25 protein-coding genes and 1 pseudogene are annotated in these 26012 nt (G+C 56.6%); 22 read left to right on the top strand and 4 right to left on the bottom strand.

The genetic code is table 11. From position 1 onward, the window contains the following. The first annotated feature begins 171 nt into the window (after positions 1–171). The 3 genes from ACO6EE_RS05720 (at position 172) to ACO6EE_RS05710 (ending at position 3751) form a co-directional block, all read left to right on the top strand. A complete protein-coding gene (locus ACO6EE_RS05720) occupies positions 172–1875 on the top strand; it encodes a vWA domain-containing protein (RefSeq protein ID WP_485959875.1) in 1704 nt (567 codons plus the stop codon). Positions 1876–1946: 71 nt separating this feature from the next. After that, positions 1947–2282: a hypothetical protein gene (locus tag ACO6EE_RS05715; protein ID WP_485959873.1), complete on the top strand. Its 336-nt coding sequence runs from the start codon at positions 1947–1949 to the stop codon at positions 2280–2282. 89 nt (positions 2283–2371) lie between these two features. Continuing rightward, entirely contained in the window at positions 2372–3751 is a 1380-nt protein-coding gene (locus ACO6EE_RS05710) for a phosphomannomutase/phosphoglucomutase (RefSeq protein WP_485959872.1), read from the top strand. Positions 3752–3854: 103 nt separating this feature from the next. Here the strand turns inward: ACO6EE_RS05710 and ACO6EE_RS05705 are convergent, their stop codons facing one another. Continuing rightward, a complete protein-coding gene (locus tag ACO6EE_RS05705) occupies positions 3855–4538 on the bottom strand; it encodes an SIMPL domain-containing protein (protein WP_485959871.1) in 684 nt (227 codons plus the stop codon). 138 nt (positions 4539–4676) lie between these two features. Here ACO6EE_RS05705 and panB point away from each other — a divergent pair, with 138 nt between their 5' ends. From panB to ACO6EE_RS05690, 3 genes are all read left to right on the top strand, one after another. Further along, a complete protein-coding gene (gene panB / locus ACO6EE_RS05700) occupies positions 4677–5471 on the top strand; it encodes a 3-methyl-2-oxobutanoate hydroxymethyltransferase (RefSeq protein ID WP_485959870.1) in 795 nt (264 codons plus the stop codon). 273 nt (positions 5472–5744) lie between these two features. Next, the gene (locus ACO6EE_RS05695; protein ID WP_485959868.1) at positions 5745–6527 is read left to right on the top strand and encodes a DeoR/GlpR family DNA-binding transcription regulator; all 783 of its coding nucleotides are present in this window, start codon (positions 5745–5747) and stop codon (positions 6525–6527) included. A 205-nt stretch (positions 6528–6732) separates the two neighbouring features. Further along, positions 6733–7152: a hypothetical protein gene (locus ACO6EE_RS05690; RefSeq protein WP_485959867.1), complete on the top strand. Its 420-nt coding sequence runs from the start codon at positions 6733–6735 to the stop codon at positions 7150–7152. A gap of 70 nt (positions 7153–7222) precedes the next feature. On the opposite strand, the gene ACO6EE_RS05685 is transcribed toward ACO6EE_RS05690, so the two are convergent. Next, complete coding sequence (locus ACO6EE_RS05685) at positions 7223–7684, bottom strand: hypothetical protein (RefSeq protein ID WP_003822968.1); 462 nt, start codon at positions 7682–7684, stop codon at positions 7223–7225. Between the two features lie 161 nt (positions 7685–7845). Continuing rightward, positions 7846–8784 (bottom strand): cysteine synthase A, encoded by a 939-nt coding sequence (gene cysK, locus ACO6EE_RS05680; RefSeq protein WP_485959866.1) that lies wholly within the window; start codon positions 8782–8784, stop codon positions 7846–7848. A gap of 215 nt (positions 8785–8999) precedes the next feature. On the opposite strand from cysK, the gene ACO6EE_RS05675 reads away from it, so the two are divergent. The 8 genes and pseudogenes from ACO6EE_RS05675 (at position 9000) to ACO6EE_RS05640 (ending at position 15723) form a co-directional block, all read left to right on the top strand. Further along, positions 9000–9959 (top strand): beta-ketoacyl-ACP synthase III, encoded by a 960-nt coding sequence (locus ACO6EE_RS05675; RefSeq protein ID WP_485959864.1) that lies wholly within the window; start codon positions 9000–9002, stop codon positions 9957–9959. Between the two features lie 399 nt (positions 9960–10358). Further along, positions 10359–10568: pseudogene (locus ACO6EE_RS05670) on the top strand (phosphoethanolamine transferase domain-containing protein); the annotation flags it as partial. A 158-nt stretch (positions 10569–10726) separates the two neighbouring features. Then, positions 10727–11737: a phosphoethanolamine transferase gene (locus tag ACO6EE_RS05665; protein ID WP_485960038.1), complete on the top strand. Its 1011-nt coding sequence runs from the start codon at positions 10727–10729 to the stop codon at positions 11735–11737. Between the two features lie 129 nt (positions 11738–11866). After that, positions 11867–12364, top strand: a complete 498-nt coding sequence (locus ACO6EE_RS05660; RefSeq protein WP_485959863.1) for a YbhB/YbcL family Raf kinase inhibitor-like protein — start codon at positions 11867–11869, stop codon at positions 12362–12364. A 324-nt stretch (positions 12365–12688) separates the two neighbouring features. Then, positions 12689–13906: a uracil-xanthine permease family protein gene (locus ACO6EE_RS05655; protein ID WP_485959861.1), complete on the top strand. Its 1218-nt coding sequence runs from the start codon at positions 12689–12691 to the stop codon at positions 13904–13906. Positions 13907–14023: 117 nt separating this feature from the next. Continuing rightward, entirely contained in the window at positions 14024–14545 is a 522-nt protein-coding gene (locus ACO6EE_RS05650; RefSeq protein ID WP_485959859.1) for a DUF3465 domain-containing protein, read from the top strand. Between the two features lie 90 nt (positions 14546–14635). Beyond that, positions 14636–15208 carry an RDD family protein gene (locus ACO6EE_RS05645; RefSeq protein ID WP_485959857.1) on the top strand — a complete coding sequence of 191 codons (573 nt, stop codon included), beginning with the start codon at positions 14636–14638 and terminating at the stop codon, positions 15206–15208. Between the two features lie 20 nt (positions 15209–15228). Then, on the top strand, positions 15229–15723 hold the full coding sequence (locus ACO6EE_RS05640; RefSeq protein ID WP_485959856.1) for a DUF1841 family protein: 495 nt from the start codon (positions 15229–15231) through the stop codon (positions 15721–15723). Between the two features lie 175 nt (positions 15724–15898). On the opposite strand, the gene mgtE is transcribed toward ACO6EE_RS05640, so the two are convergent. Then, on the bottom strand, positions 15899–17320 hold the full coding sequence (gene mgtE, locus ACO6EE_RS05635) for a magnesium transporter (protein ID WP_064084684.1): 1422 nt from the start codon (positions 17318–17320) through the stop codon (positions 15899–15901). A 434-nt stretch (positions 17321–17754) separates the two neighbouring features. On the opposite strand from mgtE, the gene ndhC reads away from it, so the two are divergent. The 8 genes from ndhC (at position 17755) to nuoH (ending at position 25862) form a co-directional block, all read left to right on the top strand. Next, on the top strand, positions 17755–18123 hold the full coding sequence (gene ndhC / locus ACO6EE_RS05630) for an NADH-quinone oxidoreductase subunit A (protein ID WP_003822950.1): 369 nt from the start codon (positions 17755–17757) through the stop codon (positions 18121–18123). After that, positions 18114–18593, top strand: coding sequence for a NuoB/complex I 20 kDa subunit family protein (locus ACO6EE_RS05625; RefSeq protein WP_003771161.1), 480 nt, complete (start codon positions 18114–18116; stop codon positions 18591–18593). Before ndhC ends, ACO6EE_RS05625 begins: the two co-directional genes overlap by 10 nt. Positions 18594–18602: 9 nt before the next feature. Beyond that, positions 18603–19193 (top strand): NADH-quinone oxidoreductase subunit C, encoded by a 591-nt coding sequence (locus ACO6EE_RS05620; protein WP_485959854.1) that lies wholly within the window; start codon positions 18603–18605, stop codon positions 19191–19193. Beyond that, entirely contained in the window at positions 19183–20439 is a 1257-nt protein-coding gene (nuoD, locus tag ACO6EE_RS05615) for an NADH dehydrogenase (quinone) subunit D (RefSeq protein ID WP_485959853.1), read from the top strand. The genes ACO6EE_RS05620 and nuoD overlap by 11 nt, the downstream gene beginning before the upstream one ends. Then, positions 20439–20912 carry an NADH-quinone oxidoreductase subunit NuoE gene (gene nuoE, locus ACO6EE_RS05610; protein ID WP_003771166.1) on the top strand — a complete coding sequence of 158 codons (474 nt, stop codon included), beginning with the start codon at positions 20439–20441 and terminating at the stop codon, positions 20910–20912. Before nuoD ends, nuoE begins: the two co-directional genes overlap by 1 nt. Positions 20913–21098: 186 nt before the next feature. Further along, the gene (nuoF, locus tag ACO6EE_RS05605) at positions 21099–22394 is read left to right on the top strand and encodes an NADH-quinone oxidoreductase subunit NuoF (RefSeq protein ID WP_485959852.1); all 1296 of its coding nucleotides are present in this window, start codon (positions 21099–21101) and stop codon (positions 22392–22394) included. Between the two features lie 139 nt (positions 22395–22533). Beyond that, on the top strand, positions 22534–24789 hold the full coding sequence (nuoG, locus tag ACO6EE_RS05600) for an NADH-quinone oxidoreductase subunit NuoG (RefSeq protein WP_485959851.1): 2256 nt from the start codon (positions 22534–22536) through the stop codon (positions 24787–24789). 2 nt (positions 24790–24791) lie between these two features. Next, positions 24792–25862 (top strand): NADH-quinone oxidoreductase subunit NuoH, encoded by a 1071-nt coding sequence (gene nuoH / locus ACO6EE_RS05595; protein WP_485960037.1) that lies wholly within the window; start codon positions 24792–24794, stop codon positions 25860–25862. The last annotated feature ends 150 nt before the right edge of the window (positions 25863–26012 follow it).

Here is a 26012-nt window from a genome sequence, read left to right as displayed (position 1 = left end):
TATTGCCAATAGGGGAATGATACCAAAATCCGCGCCCGAATGCTGGCCCAAAACGGCTTGGAGGCTACCTGAAAATAGAGCGGCGGCAGGGCGCGGCGTTTGGTTTGCAGGCGGCGTGGGCGGCTATATAATGGCAGCTATTTTCCCTGTCTGCTTACCAAGGAGTTTGCCATGCACAAACCGCCGTTTGCCCGCACCGTTTTGCTGGCCTTATTGTCTGTATCCGCCCTGCCTGCGCTGGCAGACAATGCCCAGCGCGTTCATCAGGCCTGTTCGCGTTATTTAGATGAACAGCCGGATTATTATGAATCCCGAAATGCCCGCCTCAGCTTACGCGCCATGCCGCAGGCGGCGGTGAAGAGTGCTGCCCCCGCAGATTTGTCGGCCAATGCCGCACCAATGGCTGAGGCTGCTGTTGGCTCCGTGGCTACTCGCCAAATGGCTTTGCCGCGCCAGAATACCGAGCGCTACGGCCATTATGAGCCCAACCCCGTGCACGCCGTGGCCGAGCAGCCCGTTTCCACCTTCAGCATCGACGTGGACACCGGCAGCTACGCCAACATCCGCCACTTCCTCACTCAAACCGGCCGCCTGCCGCCCGCCGATGCCGTGCGTATTGAAGAAATCATCAACTATTTCGACTACGGCTACGCCAAGCCTACCGACGGCAAACCTTTCGCCGTACACACAGAAACCGTGGATTCCCCCTTCCGCAACGGCGCCAAGCTGATCCGCATCGGCATTCAGGCCAAAGAAGTGGGCCAAGCCGCGCTGCTGCCGGCCAATCTTGTGTTCCTGGTGGACGTGTCCGGCTCCATGTATAGCCGCGACAAACTGCCGATGGTGAAATACACCCTCTGCACCCTTGCGCACCAAACCCGCGCCCAAGACCGCATCACCCTCGTTACCTATGCCGACGGCAACAAAGTCGTGTTGCCGCCCACCCCCGGCAACCAGCGGCAGAAAATCCTCGCCGCGCTCGACAGCCTGAAGGCAGGCGGCTCCACCGCCGGCGAAAATGCCATCCAACAGGCCTACCAGGCCGCCCAGCGCGCCTATATCCGCAATGGCATCAACCGCATCCTGCTCGCCACCGACGGCGATTTCAACGTGGGCATCACCGATTTCAACACCCTGCGCAGCATGGTGGCCGAAAAACGCAAAAGCGGCATTTCGCTCACTACGCTCGGCTTCGGCAGCGGCAACTACAACGAACGGCTGATGGAGCAGCTGGCCGATGCCGGCGACGGCAACTACAGCTACATCGACAGCCCCGAAGAAGCGCAGAAAGTACTGCACCGCCAGCTCTCATCCACGCTCGCCACCGTGGCGCAAGACGTGAAAATCCAAGTGGAATTCAATCCTGCCACCGTGAAGGAATACCGCCTGATCGGCTATGAAAACCGCATGCTTGCCCGCGAAGACTTCAACAACGACCAAGTGGACGCAGGCGACATCGGCGCCGGCCACAACGTTACCGCGCTGTATGAAATCATCCCCGCCGGGCAAACCGGCTGGCTGCCCGAAAGCCGCTACCAGGCCGTCCCCGCCGCCAACGATAAAGCCGGCAGCGAATACGCCTTCATCAACTTGCGCTACAAACTGCCCGGCCAAAGCAACAGCATCCTCATCAACCGCCCGGTGGCCGTGGGCAGCAAACCGCTGGCCCAAGGCAGCAACGCCACCCGCCAGGCCGTGGCCGCAGCCGCCTTCGGCGAACTCCTTCGCGGCGGCAAATACAGCGGCAACTTCGGCTGGCCGCAAACCCTCGAGCTGGCCCGCCGCGCCCAATCTCCCGACCACCACGGTCTGCGCCGCCAGTTTGTGCAGCTGATTGAAAAAGCACAACAGCTGAGCAGCAAGCCGCAGCAATAGCGCGGGAGAATTTTCAGGTAGCTTTTGCTGGATAAAAGGCTACCTGAAAAGATATTCACGAAAAAAATACTATGAAGTTTGCCCGATATTTTGCTCTATCAGTTGTGCTGCTGGGTGGCACGGCAGCCATTGCTGATTCTGGTAATAGTCAAACCCAATATCCAGTAGTGTATCGTGGTCGGCTTATCCAAGGAGATTGCTCGTCTGTAGTCTGCGCCAATATCTATGAGGATTTCAACTACCCTATATTCCGGGAGTACCGCCTGTATAGCAGGCTGTCTGCCGACAATGATGATTTCCTTCCAGCAAACCACCGTCCAATTATTATGCAATTTAAAGATAATTTGGAGCCGCAAGGATTAAGGTTTGAGGGTTATATCAATATTTTTATATTCAACCCAATATAGCCCCTTATTTTTCGTATAGAGGGCTACCTGAAAAAATCCCACTCTATGTTTTCAGGTAGCCTCCACCACTCCAAACAAAGGAACCCCCCATGCCCATTTCCCCCAGCATTTTCAAAGCCTACGATATCCGAGGTATCGTCGGCCAAACCCTCACCGAAGAGACTGCCGAACAAATCGGCCGCGCCATCGCCACGCGTGCTGCCCGGCAAGGCCTGCGGCAGATTGCCGTGGGGCGCGACGGCCGGCTCAGCGGCCCGGCATTGCAGGCTGCGCTGATGCGCGGGCTTACCGCAGGCGGGCTGGAAGTGGCCGATGTGGGCATGGTGGCCACGCCCATGCTGTATTTCGCCGCCGTGCAGCATTGCTCCGGCAGCGGCGTGATGATTACCGGCAGCCACAACCCGCCCGATTACAACGGCTTCAAAATGATGCTCGGCGGCAATACCCTGGCCGGGGAAAGCATTCAAGAGTTGCGCGGTATCATCGAAGCGCAGGATTTTGTTTCAGGTAGCCCGCAAGGCAGCGTGCGCCGTTTGGATGTGGCAGAAGAGTATATTCAACACATCGCCGGCCATATCCGCCTGCAACGGCCGCTGAAAATTGCCGTCGATGCCGGCAACGGCGTGGCCGGAGCGTTTGCCGGGCGGCTGTATCGTGCGCTGGGCTGCGAAGTGGAAGAGCTGTTTTGCGAAGTGGACGGCCATTTCCCCAACCACCATCCCGACCCCGCCAAACCCGCCAATCTGCAAGACCTTATCCGTGCCGTGCAGGCCGGCGCGGCTGAAATCGGCCTGGCTTTCGACGGCGACGGCGACCGTCTTGGCGTGGTTACCCGCAGCGGCAGCATCATCTATCCCGACCGCCAACTGATGCTGTTTGCGCAAGATGTGCTCGCTCGCAACCCCGGCGCGAAAGTGATTTACGACGTGAAATCCACCCGCCTGCTGGCGCCGTGGATTAAGCAGCACGGTGGCAAACCGGTGATGAGCAAAACCGGCCACAGCTTTATCAAAGCCGCCATCAAGCAGCACGGCGCGCTTTTGGCGGGCGAAATGAGCGGGCATGTGTTTTTCAAAGAACGCTGGTTCGGCTTCGACGACGGCCTCTACGCTGGTGCGCGCCTGCTGGAAATCCTTTCAGCCAGCCCTAACCCCAGCGCCGTGCTGGAAGCCTTGCCGGAAGGCGTGTCCACCCCCGAATTGAATATCGCCCTGCCCGAAGGCGCCGATGGCCACGCATTGATTGCCGATTTGGCTCAGGCCGCCCGGTTCGACGGCCTGCAAGAGCTGATTACCATCGACGGCCTGCGCGCCGAATTCGCCGACGGTTTCGGTCTGCTGCGCGCTTCCAACACCACGCCGGTGTTGGTGTTGCGCTTCGAGGGCGACAACCAGGCCGCGCTGGCGCGGATTCAGGTGCAGTTCAAAACCCTGGTGGAACAACACGGCGGCTTGCAGTGGCCGTTGTGAAACCGAGCCGGATAAAGCAAACCGCACCGTGGCAATACGGTGCGGTTTGCTTTTCAGGTAGCCTGATCGCATTCGGCGAAGGCTGGCCAGGATTTGGCAGCATTTAATATTGGATCGTGCCGTTTGCAGTTTGCTGCACGGTGCTGCTGCCCGGGCTGTCGAACACGGGCTCGGGGCTGCCTGCTTTTTCATAGGCAGCAGCACGTGCCATCGCGGGAACGGCCAGGGTTTGTTCATTTTGCTGCAGCGATACTTCCACCACGCGGTAGCCGCTGCCGCCCATGCTGCGGCTGAGGGTGTCGGCGCGTTTGCGGAAGTTCTGCAGGGCTTCGATGGCGAGGCTTTCTTCAATTTGTCGGCGGCTTTCCGGCTTGAGCGAGAAGCCGATGCCGTTGATGGCGGCTTCGTTGCTGCTTTCGGCAATCAGCTTGCCGATGGCTTGGAAATCGCTGCCGGAAACGCGCAAGATGGCGATGTCTTCCCAAGGGTGGGCGCCGTTGTGGTAGCTTTGGTAGGCGTGGCGGCTTTCCAGCTCCACTTCCGCGCCGGAAAGGCGGCGGGTGCGGCTTTGCAGGATGTTTAAGCGGCGCGTGGTTTCGGCGGCGGCCTGGGCTGGATTGGCGTGGGTGGAGGAAACTTTCAGGCGCACGGTCATCCAGTTGTTGGGCACGGTGCGGCTGACGGTTTCGCTGAATTTGAGCAGGTTGTAGTTGAGCGGCTCGGCTATCGCAGGAGCCAGGCTGAGGCCGGCCAGCAGGGCTGGCAGGAGGAGGGCGGTTGTTTTCATAAGCGTTTTCCTGTGGATTTGGGCAGGGTGATTATAGGGAACAGCCATGCCGAAGGCTACCTGAAAACACTTCGGGTTTGCCTGCGCTCAGGTTTTCAGGTAGCCTTGCGCGCCATCTGATCGTGAAAAGGAAATACCGTGATTACTGTGAACACTTTGCGCAAGATGAAGCGCGAGGGCGAGAAAATCGCTATGCTCACCTGCTACGAAGCCAGCTTTGCCGCGCTGATGGATGCGGCGGGAGTGGATATGCTGCTGGTGGGCGATTCGTTGGGCATGACGGTGCAGGGGCAGAAGTCTACCCTGCCGGTGAGCCTGGCCGATATGTGCTACCACACGACGGCGGTGGCGCGCGGCAGCAGCAATGCGCTGATTGTGAGCGATTTGCCGTTTGGTGCCTACCAGCAGAGCAAGGAGCAGGCTTTTGCCGCTGCGGCCGAACTGATGGCGGCAGGGGCGCATATGGTGAAGCTGGAAGGCGGCACCTGGATGGCGGAAACCACCGAGTTTCTACAGCTGCGCGGCATTCCGGTGTGCGCGCACATCGGGCTCACACCGCAGTCGGTGCATGTGTTCGGCGGCTATAAGGTGCAAGGCAAGGGCGATGTGGCGGCACAGGCGCTGCTGAATGATGCGCTGGCGCACGAAAAAGCCGGCGCGGCAGTGGTGCTGATGGAATGCGTGCCTGCCGCTCTGGGCAAACAGATTACCGAAACGCTGGCCTGCCCCACCATCGGCATCGGCGCAGGCGTGGATTGCGACGGGCAGGTGCTGGTGATGCACGATATGCTCGGCGTGTTCCCCGGCCAAACGGCGAAGTTTGTGAAAAACTTCATGCAGGGTCAGGATAGCATTCAGGCGGCGGTGGCGGCTTATGTGCGCGAAGTGAAGGAGAAAACCTATCCCGCGCTGGAGCATACCTTTGCGGCTTGAGGCAGGCTAATGAAGTGAGGCTACCTGAAAGCGCAGCGCCGCTTTTGCCAAGCTATAGTGGATTAAATTTAAATCAGGACAAGGCGGCGAGCCGCAGACAGTACAAATAGTACGGCAAGGCGAGCCAACGCTGTACTGGTTTAAATTTAATTCACTATAAATTCAGATTGCCTTGCCATTGTTTTCAGGAGCCTCACGATTGAACCAAAAGGCTACCTGAAAACCTCGGCTAAATCATTCCCACTACTAATCAATAGAGAAGATAGAGCAACCATGCCGCACCGCACCCCCCGCCGGCAGAAAATCGCCCGGCTTGTGCACGACCACGGCTTTATGTCGGTGGAAGAACTGGCGCGCAGTTTGAACGTGACCCCGCAAACCATCCGCCGCGATATCCATGTTTTGTGCGAACACAACATCCTGCGCCGCTACCACGGCGGCGCCGCGCCCGGCAGCAGCGTGCAAAATGAAGACTACGACACGCGCAAAAACAAGCTGCAAAGCGAAAAAGCCCACATTGCCGACCTGATTGCCGAGCACATCCCCGACAACGTTTCTCTGTTTATGAGCATCGGCACTACCATCGAAGCCGTGGCGCTCGCGCTGGTGAAAAACCATAAAAACCTCTGCATCATCACCAACAATATCCACGTTGCCTCCATCGTGTCCGGCCGGCCGGACTACACCGTCATCATCACCTCCGGCGTGGTGCGGCCGGTGGACGGCGGCATCACCGGCGTGGCCACCATCGATTTCATCAACCAATTCAAAGTGGATTACGCCATCCTCGGCGCTTCCGGCATCGAAGCCGACGGCTCGCTGCTCGATTTCGACTACAAAGAAGTGAGCGTGATGCAGGCCATGATGGCCAACGCCCGCCACTGCTATTTGGCCGTAGACCACAGCAAATTCGGCCGCAACGCCCTGGTGCGCATAGGCGACGTCACCGAATTCCACGCCCTGTTTACCGACGAGCCGCCCAGCGCCGGCCTGTGCAAAAAACTGGACGACGCGGGCGTGCGCTGGCATCTGGCGGCCAAAGAAGAGAAAGAATAGGGCGGCAGGCTACCTGAAAGAGATTCGGCATAAATTTTCAGGTAGCCTTTGATTCAGCCGATGCGGCTACCTGAAAGCCAAACTTGAATAAAGAGAAAATGCCGTGCGATGATTGAAAAAACGGGATTCGTGCGGCAAGAAACTGGCGGCTGCACCTGCTTTGCAGTATATTTTGCCTAATTGATTTTGTTACGGAGAACACACCATGTCGATATTAAAAAGGCCGGAAGAAGTGATTATGGCGGTGCTGGGCGCGCTGTTCGTGGTACTGACTTATGCGGCGGCATCCTATTTCGGCGCGCAGGGGCAAACCGCGCTGCTGGTGGCGGCGCTTACATTGATTGTGCTACTGCCGGCGTTTTTGCTGTGGCAACGCAATCGCGCCGCTTGGCTGTGGCCCTGCCTTATCGGCCTGCTGGCAGCTTGCTGGTGGCCGTATTTCGATGCCCGTGGTGAACAATCGCTGCCGGTGGGCTTGTTGCAGCAGGATGCCGCAGCTGCGGTTTCAGCCCTGCCTTGGTATGCGGGCTGGACGTTTAAGCTGATCTTCGCCGCACTGCCGGTGGTGGTGGGGTATGGCTGGATAGTGTATCGGCGGTATTATCGGAAGAAGAAACCGGTGTAAACATAGCCGGATTGGAATAGGAAAAAGGCTACCTGAAAGTTTTCAGGTAGCCTTTGCTGATTCTGGCAGCTTATTTCAGCGGCTGCATATTCATCACTTCCATCAGGAAGTTGGTGAATGCGGGGTTGGCCGGGCGGTTTTGCATATTGGGCCAACGTTGCTGCCAGCCTTGCAGGGCGTTGCGCACGAAGATTTTAGATTGTTCGGGCGTGATGCGGCCTTGTTGGCTTTGTACGGCGGAACGCAGGTAGACTTCATACATGCTGTCGTCCACGCTGTTGCGGCCAACCAAGTTGATGCGGAAGCGGTTGAGCTGCTGCGCAGCCTGGGTTTTGGTCATGCGGCCTTTGTTGACTTCGTAGCCCAAACGGGTAGCTTCATTACGAATTTTAGCCACGTCGCCCCAGTGGCTGGCGGCCAGGGTATAACGCGGTGAGGCCTGTGTGTTTTGGCGTGTGTTGTTAGGAGAAGAAATAAGGTTACAGCCGCCGAGCAGACCAGCAACGAGGAGGATGGGGATATATTTTTTCATGTTTTGACTTAAGGTAACAGTTCCATTAATGCGGTTAACTATAGGGAAAATCGAGCGGCGGGGCAAGTTTTTGGCGGTTTTCCCGACAAATTTACAACACGCCGGTAGGCTTGAAATACGAAAAAAGCCGCATGGCTGCGGCTTTTGGGCAAGGGATTAGCTTAGGAGGCGAGGTCTTCAAACAGCGGGGTGGAAAGATAGCGTTCACCGTTTGAAGGCAGAACCACCACAATGAGTTTGTCTTTATTTTCCGGTTTTTTCGCCAGCTCCAAGGCAGCCCAGATGGCGGCGCCGGAAGAGATACCCACCAAGAGGCCTTCTTTGGCGGCGGCATCGCGGGCGGTATCGAAGGCGGCTTGGTTGGCCACGGTAATCACGCCGTCGTAGATTTCGGTGTTCAGGGTTTGCGGCACGAAACCGGCACCCAAGCCCTGAATCGGGTGTGGGCCTTTTTCGCCGCCGCTCAATACGGGGGAGGCGGCAGGCTCAACTGCATAGGCCTGCAGCGAGGGTTTGTGTTTTTTCAGCACTTCGCTCACGCCGGTGAGCGTACCACCGGTGCCCACGCCGGAAACGAAAATATCAACTTGGCCGTCGGTGTCGCGCCATACTTCTTCGGCGGTGGTGCGGCGGTGGATTTCGGGGTTGGCGGGGTTGTCGAACTGGCGCGGCATAAAGTATTGGCCGGGGTGAGCGTCTACCAGTGCTTGGGCGCGGGCGATGGCACCGGGCATGCCTTCTGCGCCGGGGGTGAGAATGAGCTCGGCACCGTAAGCACGCAGCAGCATTTTGCGCTCTTTACTCATGGTTTCCGGCATGGTGATGACCAGTTTGTAGCCCAAGGCGGCGCAAACCATGGCCAGGCCGATACCGGTGTTGCCGCTGGTGGCTTCCACAATAATGGTGTCGGGTTTGATTTGGCCGGCTGCTTCGGCGGCGCGGATCATGGAGATGGCGATGCGGTCTTTTACGCTGCTGCCCGGGTTGAAGTATTCCAGCTTGGCGGCTACTTTGCCGGGCAGGCCTTGGGTGAGGCGGTTGAGGTAAACCAGCGGGGTATTGCCGATTAAATCAACAATGTTGTTGGCGATATTGCTCATTAGGTGCTCCTGTGAAGTGTGAATTGGATACGGTGCGCATGATAATGGCAAAGCCGCAGGCAAACAAATAATTTGTTTTTGTATCTTTATATTAAAAAGGCATATGCAATGGCGATATTTAGTATGAAGTTTGGATAAATCATGAGACAAACCCGTCAGAAATCTTTAAAATACGCCGTTTCCTAGCAGTAGATTAACTCTAAAGCGATACACCCATGACCTACGCCAAAATCCTCGGCACCGGCAGCTACCTGCCGGCCAAAACACTCAGCAACCACGACCTCGCCAAAATCGTGGACACCTCGGACGAGTGGATTACCACCCGCACCGGCATCAAAACCCGCCATATCGCCGCCGACAACGAAAAATGCAGCGACTTGGCCGTGGCCGCCGCACGAAACGCGCTGGAAGCCGCAGGGGTGGATGCAGCCGAAATCGATCTGATTGTCGTGGCTACCTCCACGCCCGATATGCAGTTCCCCGCCACTGCTACCATCGTGCAGCAGAAGCTCGGTATCAGCGGCTGCCCCGCGTTCGATGTGCAGGCCGTGTGTGCCGGCTTTATGTATGCCATCACCACCGCCAACGCCTACATCAAAAGCGGTATGGCTAAAAAAGCTTTAGTCATCGGCGCCGACGTGTTCAGCCGCATCATGGACTGGACCGACCGCCGCACCTGCGTGCTGTTCGGCGACGGTGCCGGCGCCGTGGTGCTCGGCGCATCCGACGAGCCAGGCATCCTGCACAGCAAACTTTTGGCCGACGGCAACTACGGCTACTTGTTGCAAACCCCAGGCTGGATTGCCAACGGCGTCGTTTGCGGCACGCCGTTTTTGCAGATGGATGGCCCCGGCGTATTCAAATTCGCCGTGAAAGCGCTGGCCAAAGTGGCTGAAGACGTGATTGCCGAAGCCGGTCTCACCCCCGAGCAAATCGATTGGTTGGTACCGCATCAAGCCAACTACCGCATTCTGGAAAGCACTGCCAAACACCTCAAGCTCGGTATGGGAAAAGTGGTGCTTACCGTGCAGGATCACGGCAACACTTCCGCCGCCTCCATCCCCCTCGCCCTCGATTGGGGCGTACGCCACGGCAGCATCCAGCGCGGCCATACCCTGCTTTTAGAAGGCATCGGCGGCGGCTTCGCCTGGGGCGCGGTGCTGGTGAAATATTAAGCTTGCAGCTGCCTGTTAGGCACTAAGAAAGGCTACCTGAAAGTTTCAGGTAGCCTTTTGGTTTTCAAACAACGCTTCCACAGGCTGTCTGAGTATAAAGTGCGACGCTATAGGTGCGTCGGCAGACAAGGCCGTGCGGCTTTGTAGTAAAATCTGCCGCTTTGTTTTCAGGTAGCCTTTACCATGATGAAGATCATGCGTCGCCCGTTTCCCTGTTTACACTCAATATTGTGCTTACGCTGTATTTGTTTGCATTAAACCTGTTTTCCAATCATGGAATGGTGGAAATTCAAGCAGCGGTGTGGCCTGCATTGGTGCTGCTGGCGCTGGGTTGGCTGCTGGCATTAGTGCACCGCTGGCCATTCAAATTATTTGGGGCTGAACCTGCTGGCGGGTTCGGTGGCGGTGTTTGCCAAAAGCCAATACCGCATCTTGATTACTGAAGATATTTTGCTCAGCGCGCTCATCAGAGAAAATGATTTGACGGCAGAAATGATTTCGGTAAAGTCGGTGTGCTTTGTGCTGGTGTTCGGCTTGCTACCGGTGCTGCTGTTGTGGCGGCAGCGCATTCGGCAGGTGGGCTGGCGCCGGCATTTGGCCTGCTGCGGCCTGGCTTCGCTTGCGGCATTGCTGGCGGTGTTCGGTCTGTTTCAATATAAGGGCTACCACTTCCGCGGCAAAGGCAGCATCCGCGACAGCCGCTTTATGGGCGATGTGCTGCGCTTTTCCCCTTTGGATGTGTATTACAATGGCCAGCGGGCGCGCAAATCTGTTCGGGATATGAAGCGCAATTATGCCGGGGTGGAACGGATGCCGCAGAAATACCGTTATCTCGATCAAAAAGACGATTTGCTGATGGTGTTCGTGATTGGCGAAAGCACGCGTGCGACCGTTTTTCGCTCAACGGTTACCCGCGCAACACCAATCCGCAGCTTGCCGCCATTCCCAATCTTTACAGCTTTAAAAATGCCCAATCTTGCGACACGCTGACTGTAAATTCGCTCAACTGCCTTTCTTCGCCCATGTTGAAAAGCAGCCCCGACCGCACCCCGCGCCAATCCTCGTTTGGCGAGGTGTTCCGCTCATTGGGCTATCGCAGCGAAATCTATTCGCTGCAAACGCTATCCGGGTTTTACAGTTATATGGGCTACGACAGGCTGGTGAGCAAATACCAAATTGTGGCCGAGCAGCAATCCGGTGCCTGGGATGCGGCGTTGTTGCCTTATATGCGGCAATCGGTGGCGCAGTATCGCGGCGGCAAAATGCTGTTGGTGCTGCACACCTTGGGTTCGCATCAAACTTATGCCGACCGCATTCCGCCGCACCACCGCGTGTTCACTCCCTATTGCACCAACCCCGATGTATCGCATTGCAGCAAGGCCGAATTAGACAATGCCTACGATAATACGGTACTGGGCGTGGACGAACTGCTGGCGGAAACCATCAAATCGCTGTCCGATAAGCGGGCGTTGCTGATTTATGTGTCCGACCACGGCGAATCGTTGGATGAAAACGGCGATTATTTCCACGGCAAGCCAGTTAATATCGCGCCCAAAGAGCAGTTTTCCATTCCGTTTGTGGTGTGGTTTTCCGAAAGCTATCGGCAAAGCCCCGAGGGCAAAGTGCTGGCTGAACGGGTGGCGCAAGCTGTTAAGGATGGGCGCGCGGTATCGCACGACAATATCTTCCACGCTGTTTTAGGCTGCGCCGGCATCACCTCGCCAGATGGCGGTATCGATCCGCATCTGGATATTTGTGCTGCCGATACCGGCAACTAATCCCAACTTTTTGCCCACAGCGATTAAGGCTACCTGAAAACGGATTTTTAGGTAGCCTTTGTGTATTTTGAAGAAATCCATGCGTCCGCTATAATCAGTTATCCCAGAGCCCAACCGGAGGAAACCACCATGAAAGTCAGCACTTCCGCCATCCAAAACGGCGCATTCGCCGACCGCTTCGGCAAACGCGGCAGCCAATTCAGCCCCAACGGCATGCCCACTTATTCCATCCCGTTTGAAATCAGCGAGGCCCCGCCCGAAACCCAGTCTTTCGCCGTGGTGTTGGAAGACAAAGATGCCATTACCGCCAGCGGCTTCGTGTGGGTGCACTGGCTGATTGCCGACCTCACCCGCACTTCCGTGCCGGAAAACGACAGCCAAACGGCTCAAGATTATGTGCAGGGCGCCAACAGCTGGGCCAGCGTGCTGGGACAGCTCGATTTGGAAGAAGCCTCCGCTTACGGCGGCATGGCTCCGCCCAACTGCCGCCACCGCTACGAATTGTTCGTGTATGCGCTCGACACCAAGCTCAACCTACCGCAGGGTTTCCGCTACAACGACCTGCACTTCGCCATGCGCGGGCATATCCTAGCCGAAGCTTATGCAGTGGGCACTTATGATGTGTGAGATGAAGCGGTAAACAAAGGCTACCTGAAAACGCAACGCAGTTGCTGCGAAGCTAAAATTTTCAGGTAGCCTTTTGTATGTCTGTGTGTGCGAAGCGTGTTTCCACCGGTTCAGGTAGCCTATAAGCAATATGGCAGGCTACCTGAAAACTATATGCCGGATTCATTTGGTTTGGGCTGCAGCATTGCTTTGCCTGTCCTTTTGCCAAAGTAGTTTTGCATCGACTAAATTTTCATATTTTCAGGTAGCCCAAGCGATGCGGAGGCACAGGCTCTCGGGTATAATCCAGCCCGCTTTGCCGACTGAATTTTTCGAGGAGGAGACATGTTCCAATCTTTTAAAACCGCAGTGGCGGGGGCACAGATTTTGTTTGTGGCCTTCGGCGCCATGGTGCTGGTGCCGCTGCTCACAGGGTTGAACCCGGCGATGGCGCTGTTGGGCGCGGGCATCGGTACGCTGCTGTTTCAAGCGCTGACCGGCCGCAAGGTGCCGATTTTTCTGGGTTCGTCGTTTGCGTTTATCGCGCCGATTATCTATGCCATGCAGGAATGGGGCATGGGCGGCACGATGTTCGGGCTGTTCGCGGCGGGCTTTATGTATTTTGTGTTTGCCGCGCTGATTAAGTATTTCGGGCTGCCAATGGTTAGCCGATTGCTGCCGCCGGTGGTGATCGGGCCGGTGATTATGGTGATCGGGCTTTCGGTGGCGGTGGTGGCCGGCAATATGGCGATGGGCCGGGCCGGTGGTAATCAGGTGTTGGATTACACCCATTCGCTGCTGCTTTCCGGCTTCACCTTTGCGGTGACCGTGATGGTGGCGGTATTCGGCAGCAAGATGATGAAGCTGGTGCCGATTTTAATCGGGGTGGCGGCCGGCTATTTGATGGCCTTGGCCATGGGTATGGTGGATACCGCGCCGATTGCGGCCGCGCCGTGGTTTGCCGTGCCGCATTTCCATTCGCCGCAGGTAAATTGGCAGGCCGCGCTGTTTATGTTGCCGGTGGCGATTGCCCCGGCGATTGAGCATATCGGCGGCATCATGGCCATCGGCAAGGTAACCGGTAAAGATTATGCCGCCGAGCCGGGGCTGCACCGAACGCTGGCCGGCGACGGCCTGGGCGTGTGCGTGGCCGGTTTGATCGGCGGCCCGCCGGTAACCACTTACGGCGAGGTAACGGGCGCGGTGATGCTCACCAAAAACAGCAATCCGGCCATCATGACTTGGGCGGCCATCTTCGCCATCTGCATGGCGTTTTTCGGAAAATTCAATGCTTTCCTGGCTTCGATTCCGCTGCCGGTGATGGGCGGGGTGATGATTCTGCTGTTCGGCACGATTGCTTCGCTGGGGCTGAAAACGCTGATCGATGCGCAAGTAAACCTGATGCAGCCGAAAAACCTGGTGATTGTGAGCTCGGTACTCACCGTGGGCGTGGGCGGCATGGAAATGAAGCTGGGTAGTTTCAGCTTTGCCGGCGTGGGCTTGTGCGCGCTGCTGGCGATTCTGCTGAGCCTGCTGTTGCCCGATGTGCGGCACGACGATTAACCCGTTTGAGGCTACCTGAAAACGGAGTCTCCGAAGGAGGCGGAGTTTCTGCGAAGCTAAAACGCCGCTTCCGCAAGCGCAAGCTTTCAGGTAGCCTGCCAACCAATCCAAACAACAATGAATAATAAACCAAACAAATGGCTGTGGCTCTTGGTGTTGCTCGGCATCGCCGCCTATTTCCACTTTGCCGAACAGCCAAAATCCAAGCCGGAGCAGGGCGCGGCACAGCCGCAAACCGCCGTAGTCGAGCAGGCGCGCACACCACACCGAAACGCTACCCAACCCTCTGCCAAGACGGCAGCAGATGGCGCCGAACTGATTGCCCAAGCCTTTGCCGAGCAGCGCAGCGATGTGCAGGTGAGCGGCAGCGGCAAAGTGCACCGCACTCTGCCCGACGACACCCAAGGCTCGCGCCACCAGCGTTTCATCATGAAACTCTCCAACGGCCAAACCGTATTGGTGGCACACAATATCGACCTTGCGCCGCGCATTCCGCGTTTGCAGCGCGGCGACACGGTGGGCTTTTCCGGCGAATACGAATACAACGCCCAAGGCGGGGTGATCCACTGGACGCACCACGACCCGGCCGGCCGGCATGCGGATGGCTGGTTGGAGCATAATGGCCAGCGGTATCAGTAGCGGCATATCACAGGCTACCTGAAAACAGCGGGAGGCAGCTTTCAGGTAGCCCGATAAGCAAACCGTCAGACTAATTAGAAAGGAAAAATCATGCGGGATTTTCGTAAACTAAATTTCAATAGTCAGATAGGTGAAGAGATCAAACAAGTTTTCCGCTCTGCTGTGTTGGAAGACGAGGTGTTTGATGAAGACGGCATCAATGTGGAGCTGGCGGCGCCGTGGCGGCGGATAGCGGCAGCAGCATTGAACCTATTGATGATGCTGGTGATTACTGCCGGTGCCGGCTTTCTTGTCAGCTCGATTGGTGGCCTGTTGGGAAGCAATTTTGGCAACCCTGCGCTCATCGGCTACGGCACGATGCTTGCCTATGTGGTCGGGCAGGCCATGTTGATGGTCAATAGCGGGCAGAGCATGGGCAAACGCATTATGGGTATCCGGGTGATTAGCGAAGACGGCAGCGAGCCCAGCCTGGTGCAATACCTTCTGTTGCGCGAAGCCGCCATCTTGCTACCGCTGGCCATCTTGCTGAAATTCCTCCCGCTTATCGGCGGTATGCTCTCCTTGGTGGTGGCCGCGGCCTGCATCCTGATGATGTTTATGGAAGACGGCAACCGCCGCACCGGGCAGGATATGCTGGCCAAAACCTTGGTTATCCGCGATTAAGTACCAAAGGCTACCTGAAAATGTATGACGTAAACACCCACGACGTGCGCCGCTTTTTTGCCGACGTATGGCGGCAACGCCTTGCCCCGCTGCAACTGGACAGACTCCAGCAAAAAGCCCTGCGCATCATCGAAGCCCACCCCGAATACCACCATTATCTCGATAATATCGAACGCTATCTCGACCACAACTGGACGCCGGAGCAGGGCGAAACCAATCCTTTCCTGCATCTGTCGCTGCACCTTTCGATACAGGAGCAGAGTGATATCGACCAACCGCCCGGCATCCGCGCCATCCACCACGAGCTGCAAGGTCGCTATGCCGGAGACTGGGTGCGTGCCGAACACGATATGATGGATGCGCTGGCCGAAACCATTTGGAGCGCGCAACGCAACGGGCAGGGGCTGGATGTAAACCTCTACATGACCCGCCTGCGCCAACTGGTCGGCTTGGGGCAGGAAGACCAGGCCCGCCTTAATCCGCACGAAGTAGCAAAGATGGAAACGGGGCAGTAGTCAAACTGGAGTAGTAAAGCGAAAGGCTACCTGAAAGTGCCGAAAGGTTTTCAGGTAGCCTTTTTAAAATTGAAGCGCTTGATAGCCGCATGGCGGATGAAGATATTGCTGTTAAACTTTCAGGTAGCCTCTGTGTTGCGGCAAGAGGCTACCTGAAATTTTTAATGGATTGGTATTAAAGCAAAAAGATTGTAGCTAGCCCGAGGAAAATCAGGAAGCCGCCGGAGTCGGTAACGGCGGTAATCAGTACCGAGCTGCCCAGTGCCGGATCGCGGCCGAGTTTGTCCATGATTACCGGAATCAGCACGCCCACGGTGGCGGCGAGCAGCAGATTTAGCGTCATGGCGGCTACCATCACCAGGCCGATGCCGATGTTTTTATACAGCAGCCAGGCCACCACGCCCATCACGCCGCCCCAAATTACACCGTTGATCAGCGCCACCCCCACTTCTTTGCGCAACAGGTGCAGAGCCTGGCTACCTGAAAGCTGCCCCATGGCCATGGCACGCACAATCATGGTGATGGTTTGGTTGCCGGAGTTACCGCCGATGCCGGCCACAATCGGCATTAGCGCGGCCAGGGCGACAATTTGGGCAATGCTGCCTTCGAATGCGCCAATCACACGGCTGGCGAGGAAGGCAGTGCAGAGGTTGATGGCCAGCCACATCCAGCGGTTTTTCACGGAATCAAGCACGGGAGCGAACAGGTCTTCGTCTTCCTGCAAACCGGCCATGTTCAACATATCGGCTTCGGTTTCTTCGCGAATCACGTCCACCATTTCGTCCACGGTCAGGCGGCCGATGAGTTTGCCATCGGCATCGGTCACGGGCGCGGTTACCAAGTCGTAACGCTCAAATGCCTGCGCGGCTTCTTCGGTGTTGTCTTCGGGGCGGAAGCGCACAATGTCGCGCGCCATGATGTGCTCCACGATTTCGTCGGGGTCTGCCACAAGGAGCTTGCGGATGGGCAGCACGCCTTGCAAGACGTCGTTTTCGTCGACCACAAAGATTTTGTCGGTGTGGTCAGGCAGGCTCTCGAAGCGACGTAGGTAGCGCATCACCACTTCGCAGGTAACATCGGCACGGATGCTCACCAGCTCGAAGTCCATGATGGCGCCCACTTGGTCGTCGGCAAACGACATGGAGGCCTGTACTTTGGCGCGTTCGTCTTCATCCAATGATTGCAGGGCTTCGGCCACGACTTGGCGCGGCAGGTCGTCGGCCAGCTCGGCCAAGTCGTCCACGTCCATGTCTTCCACGGCGGCCAGGATTTCCTGCCGCTCCATGTTTTCAATCAGAGATTCGCGAACCGCATCAGATACTTCAAGCAGAATGGTGCCGTCGCTCTCCGGCTCCACCAATTTCCACACCAATAAGCGCGATTGCAGCGGCAGCGATTCAAGCACGGCGGCAATATCGGCTGGGTGTAGCTCGTGCAGAATTTCGATGAGTTCGGCCAGGCAGCTGTTGAGATAGGGATTATCCAGCACGCTGTCGGGCCGGATGGTGTTGGACACGGGCAGCAGGGCATCGGCCAATTCGTGAATACGGCCGGTATCGATCTGCGGTTGTTCGGAAGAGGGCAGTAGGGTAGGCATGCGCACTCCTTACCGTGCATCACGGTAATGGCGCACGGGAGAAATCAGGAAGAATAAATAAGGGAAAACAAAATCGGATGGGAACCGGAAGGATCCATAAGTTTGGCGCCCCAATCTGGCATCAATAGCAATCCGATATATTCTACACGGTTTTACTCCGAGGCGACAAACTGCTTTCAGGTAGCCTACAGCAGAGAAATCATGGCTATATCCATATATTTTATACGGCTAAACTTAGTATATTGATTTAAATCAAAACTCTGTGGAGAGGTACGAGTCTTACTTGCAATATTTTAATATCGAAAATTATTATCATTATAATATAATGATAATATTGTGCTTTTTAGCCTGTTTATTTTGAATGCGAAAAAAAATTTGGTTACAATACGGGTTGGTTTTACCTGCATTTTTATGTCTATTTCAGAGTGCAAACCATGTTGGCTAACTATTTTCCCGTTTTTGTCTTTATTTTGGTCGGTCTGATTGCCGGCGTGCTGTTTATCCTGCTCGGTACGCTGCTGGGCTCCAAACGCCACTATGCCGAAAAAGACCAGCCGTTCGAGTGCGGCTTCGAGGCGTTTGAAAACGCGCGCATGAAGTTTGACGTGCGTTATTACTTGGTGGCGATTTTGTTCATCCTATTTGATTTGGAAGTGGCGTTTATGATTCCGTGGGCAGTGGTGTTCAAAGATTTGCTGGCTCAGTCGGGGCAGTTTGCCTTCTGGTCGATGTTTGTCTTCATCGTCGTGCTCGGTGTGGGTTTTGTATACGAGTGGAAAAAAGGAGCGCTGGAATGGGAGTAGAAGGCATTCTGAACAAGGGGTTCATTACCGCCAGCGCGGATACCGTGCTCAACTATGTGCGCACCGGCTCGCTGTGGCCGGTAACTTTCGGTTTGGCCTGTTGCGCAGTAGAGATGATGCATGCCGGTATGGCGCGTTACGACCTCGACCGCTTCGGCATTATTTTCCGTCCGTCGCCACGCCAATCCGACTTGATGATTGTGGCCGGTACGCTGACCAATAAAATGGCACCCGCCCTGCGTCGCGTGTACGACCAGATGGCTGAGCCGCGCTGGGTATTGTCGATGGGTTCGTGCGCCAACGGCGGCGGTTATTACCATTATTCCTATTCCGTGGTGCGCGGTTGTGACCGTGTGGTGCCGGTAGACGTGTATGTGCCCGGCTGCCCGCCGACTGCCGAAGCCTTGATTTACGGCCTGATTCAGCTTCAGGGCAAAATCAAGCGCACTTACACCATTGCCCGCAACTAGGAGCGTACCATGCACCCGAAAGATTTATACAGCGCGGCACAGCGCATCTTGGAAGGCAAGGCGGATAAAGTATTGTTGGCTTTGGATGAAGTAACTGTCGAATGTCGCCCTGAACACTATCTCGATATTATGCAAACCCTGCGCGACCACGAAGAAATGCACTTTGAGCTCTTGGTGGATTTGTGCGGTGTCGATTACAGTACTTATAAAAACGAACCTTGGTCCGGTAAACGCTTTGCCGTGGTCAGCCAGCTGTTATCTGTGAAGAATAATCAGCGCATCCGCGTGCGCGTGTGGGCGGAAAACGACGATTTCCCGTTGGTTCAATCCGTTATCAATATTTACAACAGTGCCGACTGGTACGAACGCGAAGCCTTTGATATGTACGGCATCGTTTTCGAAAACCACCCCGACCTGCGCCGCATCCTTACCGACTACGGCTTTGTCGGCCACCCCTTCCGCAAAGATTTCCCTATTTCCGGCTATGTTGAAATGCGTTACGACGAAACTGAGAAACGCGTTATCTATCAGCCTGTAACCATCGAGCCGCGCGAAATTACCCCGCGCGTCGTCCGCGAGGAGAACTACGGTGGCCACTAAACTTAGAAACTACACCATCAACTTCGGCCCGCAGCACCCTGCCGCCCACGGCGTATTGCGCATGATTTTGGAGTTGGAGGGTGAAACCATCGTCCGCGCCGACCCGCACATCGGCCTGCTGCACCGCGGCACCGAAAAACTGGCCGAAACCCGCACCTACCTGCAAGCCCTGCCGTATATGGATAGGCTGGACTACGTTTCCATGATGGCAAACGAACAGGCCTACTGTCTCGCTATCGAAAAACTGCTCGGCATCGACATCCCCATTCGCGCCAAATACATCCGCACCATGTTTGCGGAAGTAACCCGCATCCTTAACCACCTGATGGGCATCGGTTCGCACGCCCTCGACATCGGCGCGATGACCGCCATCCTCTATGCCTTCCGCGATCGTGAAGAACTGATGGATTTGTATGAGGCCGTTTCCGGTGCCCGCATGCACGCCGCCTACTATCGCCCCGGCGGCGTATATCGCGACCTGCCCGACTTCATGCCCAAATATGAAGCCAGCAAATTCCGCAATGCCAAAGTGTTGAAAGAACTCAACGAAGCACGCGAAGGCACCATGCTCGACTTCATTGAAGCCTTCTGTAAACGCTTCCCCGGTCGCATTGACACTCTCGAAACCCTGTTGACTGACAACCGCATCTGGAAACAGCGTACTGTCGGCATCGGCGTGGTTTCCCCCGAGCGTGCCCTGCAAAAAGGCTTTACCGGCGTGATGTTGCGCGGTTCGGGCATTGAATGGGACGTGCGCAAAAAAGAACCCTACGAAGTCTACGATAAAATGGATTTCGACATTCCCGTCGGCGTAAATGGCGACTGCTACGACCGCTATCTCTGCCGCATCAACGAAATGCGCCAATCCGTACGCATCATTCAGCAGTGTGTCGATTGGCTGCGTGTTAATCCCGGCCCCGTCATTGTGGATGACCACAAAGTCGCACCGCCCAAACGCACCGAAATGAAAACAGGCATGGAAGACCTGATTCACCATTTCAAATTGTTTACTGAAGGCATGCACGTGCCCGAAGGCGAAACCTACACCGCCGTGGAACACCCCAAAGGCGAATTCGGCGTTTACATTATTTCAGACGGCGCCAACAAACCTTACCGCCTGAAAATCCGCGCCCCTGGCTTCGCCCACCTGCAAGGCATGGACGAAATGGCCAAAGGCCATATGCTCGCCGACGTCGTTGCCATCATCGGCACGCAAGACATCGTATTCGGAGAGGTAGACCGCTAATGTTATCCGCAGAATCCTTGAAACAAATCGATACCGAACTGGCCAAATACCCGGCTGAGCGCCACCGTTCCGCCATCATGGGTGCGCTGCGTATTGCACAAACCGAAAAAGGCTGGCTCGCCCCCGAAACCATCGAATTTGTTGCCGACTACATCGGTATTCCTCCCGTGCAGGCCTATGAAGTCGCTACTTTTTACAATATGTACGACCTCAAGCCTGTCGGCAAATACAAACTCACCGTCTGCACCAACCTCCCTTGCGCCCTACGCGGCGGCGTGGATGCCGGCGAATACCTGAAGAAAAAACTCGGTATCGGCTACGGCGAAACCACGCCCGACGGCAAATTCACCCTGGTTGAAGGCGAGTGTATGGGCGCATGCGGCGATGCCCCCGTGATGCTGCTGAACAACCACAAAATGTGCAGCTTCATGACCGAAGAAGCGATTGAAGCCAAACTCGCCGAATTGGGTTAGAGGCTACCTGAAACCGTAAAGGCCGTCTGAAAAACCAACACAGGCCGACCCGAAACCGAACAGAAAGAAAACAGAAAAACCTTTTTCAGACGGCCTAACAGGCTACCTGAAAAACACCGCAATATTGACAGGCCGTCTGAAACCGACAAGGCCGCAGCAGAAACCGAAACACATAGGCACACCAAAATGGCTATTTACCAATCAGGCGTGATTTTTGACCAAGTGGATACCGCCAATCCCGATTGCTGGACGCTGGACGAATACGTCAAACGCGGCGGCTACACCGCCCTGCGTAAAATTCTGGCCGAAAAAACGCCGCAAGACGACGTGATTGCCGAAGTCAAAACTTCCGGCCTGCGCGGGCGCGGCGGTGCCGGCTTTCCGTCCGGCCTGAAATGGAGCTTCATGCCCCGTTCCTTCCCCGGCGAAAAATACATCGTCTGCAATACCGATGAAGGCGAGCCCGGCACCTTTAAAGACCGTGACATCATCCGTTTCAATCCGCATGCCCTGATTGAAGGCATGATTATCGGCGGCTATGCCATGGGCGCGTGTGCCGGTTACAATTACATTCACGGCGAAATTTTCGAAGGCTACCAACGCTTTGAGGCCGCCCTGGCCGAAGCCCGGGAAGCAGGCTTCCTCGGCAAAAATATCTTGGGCAGCGGTTTTGATTTCGAACTCTTTGCCCACCACGGCTACGGAGCATACATCTGCGGCGAAGAAACCGCGCTGCTCGAATCGCTCGAAGGCAAAAAAGGCCAGCCACGCTTCAAACCTCCGTTCCCGGCTTCGTTCGGTTTGTTCGGCAAGCCCACTACTATCAACAACACCGAAACTTTCGCCTCCGTCCCGTTTATCATCCGCGACGGCGCTCAAACCTTTGCCGATAAAGGCATTCCCAATGCAGGCGGCACCAAACTCTTTTCCGTGTCCGGCCACGTGGAACGCCCGGGTAACTACGAAGTGCCGCTCGGCACGCCCTTTGCCGACCTTTTGGCCATGGCAGGCGGCGTGCGCGGCGGCAAAAAGCTGAAAGCCGTCATCCCTGGTGGCTCGTCTTCGCCCGTGATTCCCGGCGACATGATGATGACCCTCACCATGGACTACGACGCCATCTCCAAAGCCGGATCCATGCTCGGCTCGGGCGCGGTTATCGTGATGGACGAAGACGTGTGCATGGTTAAGGCCTTGGAAAGATTGAGCTACTTCTACTTCGAAGAATCCTGCGGCCAATGTACTCCCTGCCGCGAAGGCACCGGCTGGCTCTACCGCATCGTTCACCGCATCGTAAACGGCCAAGGCCGCATGGAAGACCTCGAACTCCTGGAAAGCATCGGCAACAACATGGCCGGCCGCACCATCTGCGCCCTCGCCGATGCCGCCGTTTTCCCCGTGCGCGGCTTCATGAAGCACTACCGCGACGAGTTCGTCTACTACATCGAACACGGCAAACCGATAAAAGAGCACAAGTGGTGCTAACTGCCGGAATAATTGGGCTACCTGAAAGCGAAAAGGCCGTCTGAAAACAGGCTGCCTGAAAAACAGCCCGCAGGCCGCCGCCTTTTTCAGACGGCCTCACACTAAAAATTTTAAATACCCGTAACGTAGGAAATACACCATGTTACAAATCAGCATTGACGGTAAGGAAGTATCGGTAGAGCAGGGCGCGACCGTGATTGAAGCGGCGCAGAAGCTCGGCACCTACATCCCCCACTTCTGTTACCACAAAAAACTTTCCATCGCCGCCAGTTGCCGCATGTGCCTGGTGGAAGTGGAAAAAGCGCCCAAGCCGCTGCCCGCCTGCGCCACACCGGTAACCGACGGCATGGTGGTGCACACCCATTCCAAAATGGCCAAGCAGGCGCAGGAAGGCGTGATGGAATTCCTGCTCATCAACCACCCGCTCGACTGCCCCGTGTGCGACAAAGGCGGCGAATGCCAGCTGCAAGATTTGGCCGTCGGCTACGGCAAATCCACCACCCGCTACACCGAAGCCAAACGCGCCGTGGTGGCCAAAGACATGGGTCCGCTGATTTCTACTCGGGAAATGAGCCGCTGCATCCACTGTTCCCGCTGCGTGCGTTTTACTGAAGAAATCGCCGGCAATCAGGAAATCGGCATCGCCAACCGCGGCGAACATTCCGAAATCCTCACCTTCATCGGTCGCGCCGTGGAAACCGAACTTTCCGGCAACGTTATCGACCTCTGCCCCGTGGGCGCGCTCACCAGCAAACCCTTCCGCTTCAACGCCCGCTCCTGGGAATTGAACCGCCGCAAATCCGTGTCTGCCCACGACGCATTGGGCAGCAACCTGATTGTGCAAACCAAAGAACACACCGTGCGCCGCATGCTGCCGCTGGAAAACGAAGCCATCAACGAATGCTGGCTGTCCGACCGCGACCGCTTCGCCTACGAAGGCCTGAACCACGAAAGCCGTCTGAAAAAACCGAAAATCAAACAAGGCGGCGAATGGATCGATGTGGACTGGCAAACCGCGCTCGAATACGTGCGCAACGGCATCGAATGCATCGCCAAAGACGGCAACCAAGAGCAAATCGGCTTTTGGGCCAACCCCATGAACACGCTGGAAGAACTCTATCTGGCGAAACAACTGGCTAACGGCATCGGCAGCCGCCACTTCGCCACCCGCCTGCGCGAACAAGACGGCCGTCTGAAAGGCACGTTGGCAGGCGCGCAATGGCTGGGCTGCAATATCGCCGACCTTTCCGATGCTAAAGCCGTACTGGTGGTGGGTGCGAACCTGCGCCAAGAGCAGCCGCTGCTGACCGCCCGCCTGCGCGTAGCCGCCAACCAAGGCAGCAAAATCAGCGTGGTGGCCGCGCGTAAAGAGCAACTGCATATGCCCTTGGCCGCGCAGGAAGCCCTGCATCCGAACCAATGGGCAGGCTACCTGAAAAATCTCGCCGCCGATGCCGCCAACCCGATTCACGCCGGTTTGAAAGACGCGGAAAAAGCCGCCGTCCTGCTCGGCGCGGAAGCGCAAAACCACCCCGACTATGCCGCGATTTACACCGCCGCCCAAAGGCTGGCCGAACAAACCGGCGCGTCATTCGGCATCCTGCCGCAGGCGGCCAACAGCGTGGGTGCGGATTTGCTGAACGCCGACAGCGGCAGCATTGCCGAAATGATTGCCACGCCGAAACAGGCCGTGCTGTTGCTCAACGTTGAGCCGGAAGCCGACGTGGCAGGCGGAGCCGCCGCCGTGGCCGCGCTGAAACAGGCCAAGAGCGTGATGGCGTTCACCCCGTTCGTCAGCGATACCTTGCTTGAGGTGTGCGACGTGCTGCTGCCGATTGCCCCGTTCACCGAAACTTCCGGCAGCTTCGTCAACATGGAAGGCCGTCTGCAATCTTTCCACGGCGTAGTAAAAGGCCTGGGCGAAAGCCGCCCGCTGTGGAAAATCCTGCGCGTGCTGGGCAACCTGCTGGAGCTGGAAGGCTTCGAATACGACAGCAGCGAGCAAATCCTGCACGACGCGCTGGATGCCCAAAGGCTACCTGAAAAACTGAACAACCGCAGCAGCTGGCAGGGCGAAGCCGCTCCGGCCGCCGCAGGCCTGATCCGCACCGGCGGCGTGGGCATCTATCATACCGACGCCATCGTGCGCCGCGCCGAAGCCCTGCAGCAAACTTCGCATGCCCAAGTGCCGCCTGCCCGCGTCCACCCCGATACGCTGGCAGCGCTCGGCCTCGCCGACGGCGCAACTGCCGAAGCCGTGCAGAACGGCAACCGCGTGCGCGTAACCGTGGTGGCCGACAACACTTTGCCGCCCAACGTCGTCCACCTGCCGCAGCATCCGGCCAACGCCGCGCTGGGCGGGCTGATGAACGCGATTGAACTGGAAGGAGTCTGATGATGCAGGAATGGTTTCAAGCCCTGTTTGCCGGCTGGTTCGGCGCAGCGGGCAACGACATCGGCCTCTTGGTGTCGATTGTCGTCAAAATCGTGATTATCCTTGTGCCGCTGATTCTGACCGTGGCCTACCTGACCTACTTCGAGCGTAAGGTCATCGGCTTCATGCAGCTGCGCGTCGGCCCGAATGTGACCGGCCCGTGGGGCTTGATTCAGCCGTTTGCCGACGTGTTGAAACTGCTGTTTAAAGAAGTTACCCGCCCCAGCTCGTCCAATAAAGCCTTGTTCTACATCGGCCCCATGCTCTCGCTTGCGCCCTCGTTTGCTGCGTGGGCAGTAGTGCCGTTTTCTGACCAATGGCTTTTAACCAAAGTTGATGCCGGTCTGCTGTATATCTTAATGATTACCTCGCTTTCCGTGTACGGCGTGATTATTGCCGGCTGGGCGTCCAACTCGAAATACGCCTTCCTCGGCGCGATGCGTTCCTCCGCGCAAACCATTTCCTACGAAATCGCCATGAGCGCGGCTTTGGTGTGCGTGATCATGGTTTCAGGTAGCCTGAACTTCAACGACATCGTGGCTGCGCAAAGCAACGGTATTGCGGGCGGCTCAATTTTCTCGTGGAACTGGTTCACCCTATTCCCTGTGTTCCTCGTCTACCTGATTTCCGCCGTGGCCGAAACCAACCGCGCCCCGTTCGACGTGGCCGAGGGCGAATCTGAAATCGTGGCCGGTTTCCACGTTGAATATTCCGGCTTCGCCTTCGCCCTGTTTTTCCTCGCCGAATACATCTTCATGATTCTAATCGGCGCGCTCACCTCTATTATGTTCCTCGGCGGCTGGCTCTCGCCCTTCCCGCAAAGCTGGGGCATCGTCGGTACGCCCAGCCCGATTTGGATGTTTGCCAAAATGGCCTTCGTGCTCTACGGCTATCTGTGGATTCGCGCCACTTTCCCGCGCTACCGCTACGACCAAATCATGCGTTTGGGTTGGAAAGTGCTGATTCCCATCGGCTTTATCGCCATCGCTTTCTACGGCTTGTGGATGGCTTCGCCGTGGAGCTTGTGGAAATAGGGCAGGGAGGCCGTCTGAAAGTTTTCAGGTAGCCTGAACCCAAATTTTTAACTGTTTCAAACCGAGAGAACCTAATGAAAACTCAATGCCTGTGTGGCGCAGTATCACTGGAAACCGCCGAAAACCGCGAACTCCACGCCTGCCATTGCG

This window comes from Eikenella sp., assembly GCF_057315495.1.
The sequence above is the reverse complement of the archived record's forward strand: the minus strand, read 5'-3'. Positions and strand labels throughout refer to the sequence as shown.

Excerpts from the sequence above, each read along its gene's own strand:
- ACO6EE_RS05720 (WP_485959875.1), top strand. The coding sequence starts at position 172 with ATGCACAAACCGCCGTTTGCCCGCACCGTTTTGCTGGCCTTATTGTCT.
- ACO6EE_RS05715 (WP_485959873.1), top strand. The coding sequence starts at position 1,947 with ATGAAGTTTGCCCGATATTTTGCTCTATCAGTTGTGCTGCTGGGTGGC.
- ACO6EE_RS05710 (WP_485959872.1), top strand. The coding sequence starts at position 2,372 with ATGCCCATTTCCCCCAGCATTTTCAAAGCCTACGATATCCGAGGTATC.
- ACO6EE_RS05705 (WP_485959871.1), bottom strand. The coding sequence starts at position 4,538 with ATGAAAACAACCGCCCTCCTCCTGCCAGCCCTGCTGGCCGGCCTCAGC.
- ACO6EE_RS05695 (WP_485959868.1), top strand. The coding sequence starts at position 5,745 with ATGCCGCACCGCACCCCCCGCCGGCAGAAAATCGCCCGGCTTGTGCAC.
- ACO6EE_RS05690 (WP_485959867.1), top strand. The coding sequence starts at position 6,733 with ATGTCGATATTAAAAAGGCCGGAAGAAGTGATTATGGCGGTGCTGGGC.
- ACO6EE_RS05685 (WP_003822968.1), bottom strand. The coding sequence starts at position 7,684 with ATGAAAAAATATATCCCCATCCTCCTCGTTGCTGGTCTGCTCGGCGGC.
- cysK (WP_485959866.1), bottom strand. The coding sequence starts at position 8,784 with ATGAGCAATATCGCCAACAACATTGTTGATTTAATCGGCAATACCCCG.
- ACO6EE_RS05675 (WP_485959864.1), top strand. The coding sequence starts at position 9,000 with ATGACCTACGCCAAAATCCTCGGCACCGGCAGCTACCTGCCGGCCAAA.
- ACO6EE_RS05660 (WP_485959863.1), top strand. The coding sequence starts at position 11,867 with ATGAAAGTCAGCACTTCCGCCATCCAAAACGGCGCATTCGCCGACCGC.
- ACO6EE_RS05655 (WP_485959861.1), top strand. The coding sequence starts at position 12,689 with ATGTTCCAATCTTTTAAAACCGCAGTGGCGGGGGCACAGATTTTGTTT.
- ACO6EE_RS05650 (WP_485959859.1), top strand. The coding sequence starts at position 14,024 with ATGAATAATAAACCAAACAAATGGCTGTGGCTCTTGGTGTTGCTCGGC.
- ACO6EE_RS05645 (WP_485959857.1), top strand. The coding sequence starts at position 14,636 with ATGCGGGATTTTCGTAAACTAAATTTCAATAGTCAGATAGGTGAAGAG.
- ACO6EE_RS05640 (WP_485959856.1), top strand. The coding sequence starts at position 15,229 with ATGTATGACGTAAACACCCACGACGTGCGCCGCTTTTTTGCCGACGTA.
- mgtE (WP_064084684.1), bottom strand. The coding sequence starts at position 17,320 with ATGCCTACCCTACTGCCCTCTTCCGAACAACCGCAGATCGATACCGGC.
- ndhC (WP_003822950.1), top strand. The coding sequence starts at position 17,755 with ATGTTGGCTAACTATTTTCCCGTTTTTGTCTTTATTTTGGTCGGTCTG.
- ACO6EE_RS05625 (WP_003771161.1), top strand. The coding sequence starts at position 18,114 with ATGGGAGTAGAAGGCATTCTGAACAAGGGGTTCATTACCGCCAGCGCG.
- ACO6EE_RS05620 (WP_485959854.1), top strand. The coding sequence starts at position 18,603 with ATGCACCCGAAAGATTTATACAGCGCGGCACAGCGCATCTTGGAAGGC.
- nuoE (WP_003771166.1), top strand. The coding sequence starts at position 20,439 with ATGTTATCCGCAGAATCCTTGAAACAAATCGATACCGAACTGGCCAAA.
- nuoF (WP_485959852.1), top strand. The coding sequence starts at position 21,099 with ATGGCTATTTACCAATCAGGCGTGATTTTTGACCAAGTGGATACCGCC.
- nuoG (WP_485959851.1), top strand. The coding sequence starts at position 22,534 with ATGTTACAAATCAGCATTGACGGTAAGGAAGTATCGGTAGAGCAGGGC.
- nuoH (WP_485960037.1), top strand. The coding sequence starts at position 24,792 with ATGCAGGAATGGTTTCAAGCCCTGTTTGCCGGCTGGTTCGGCGCAGCG.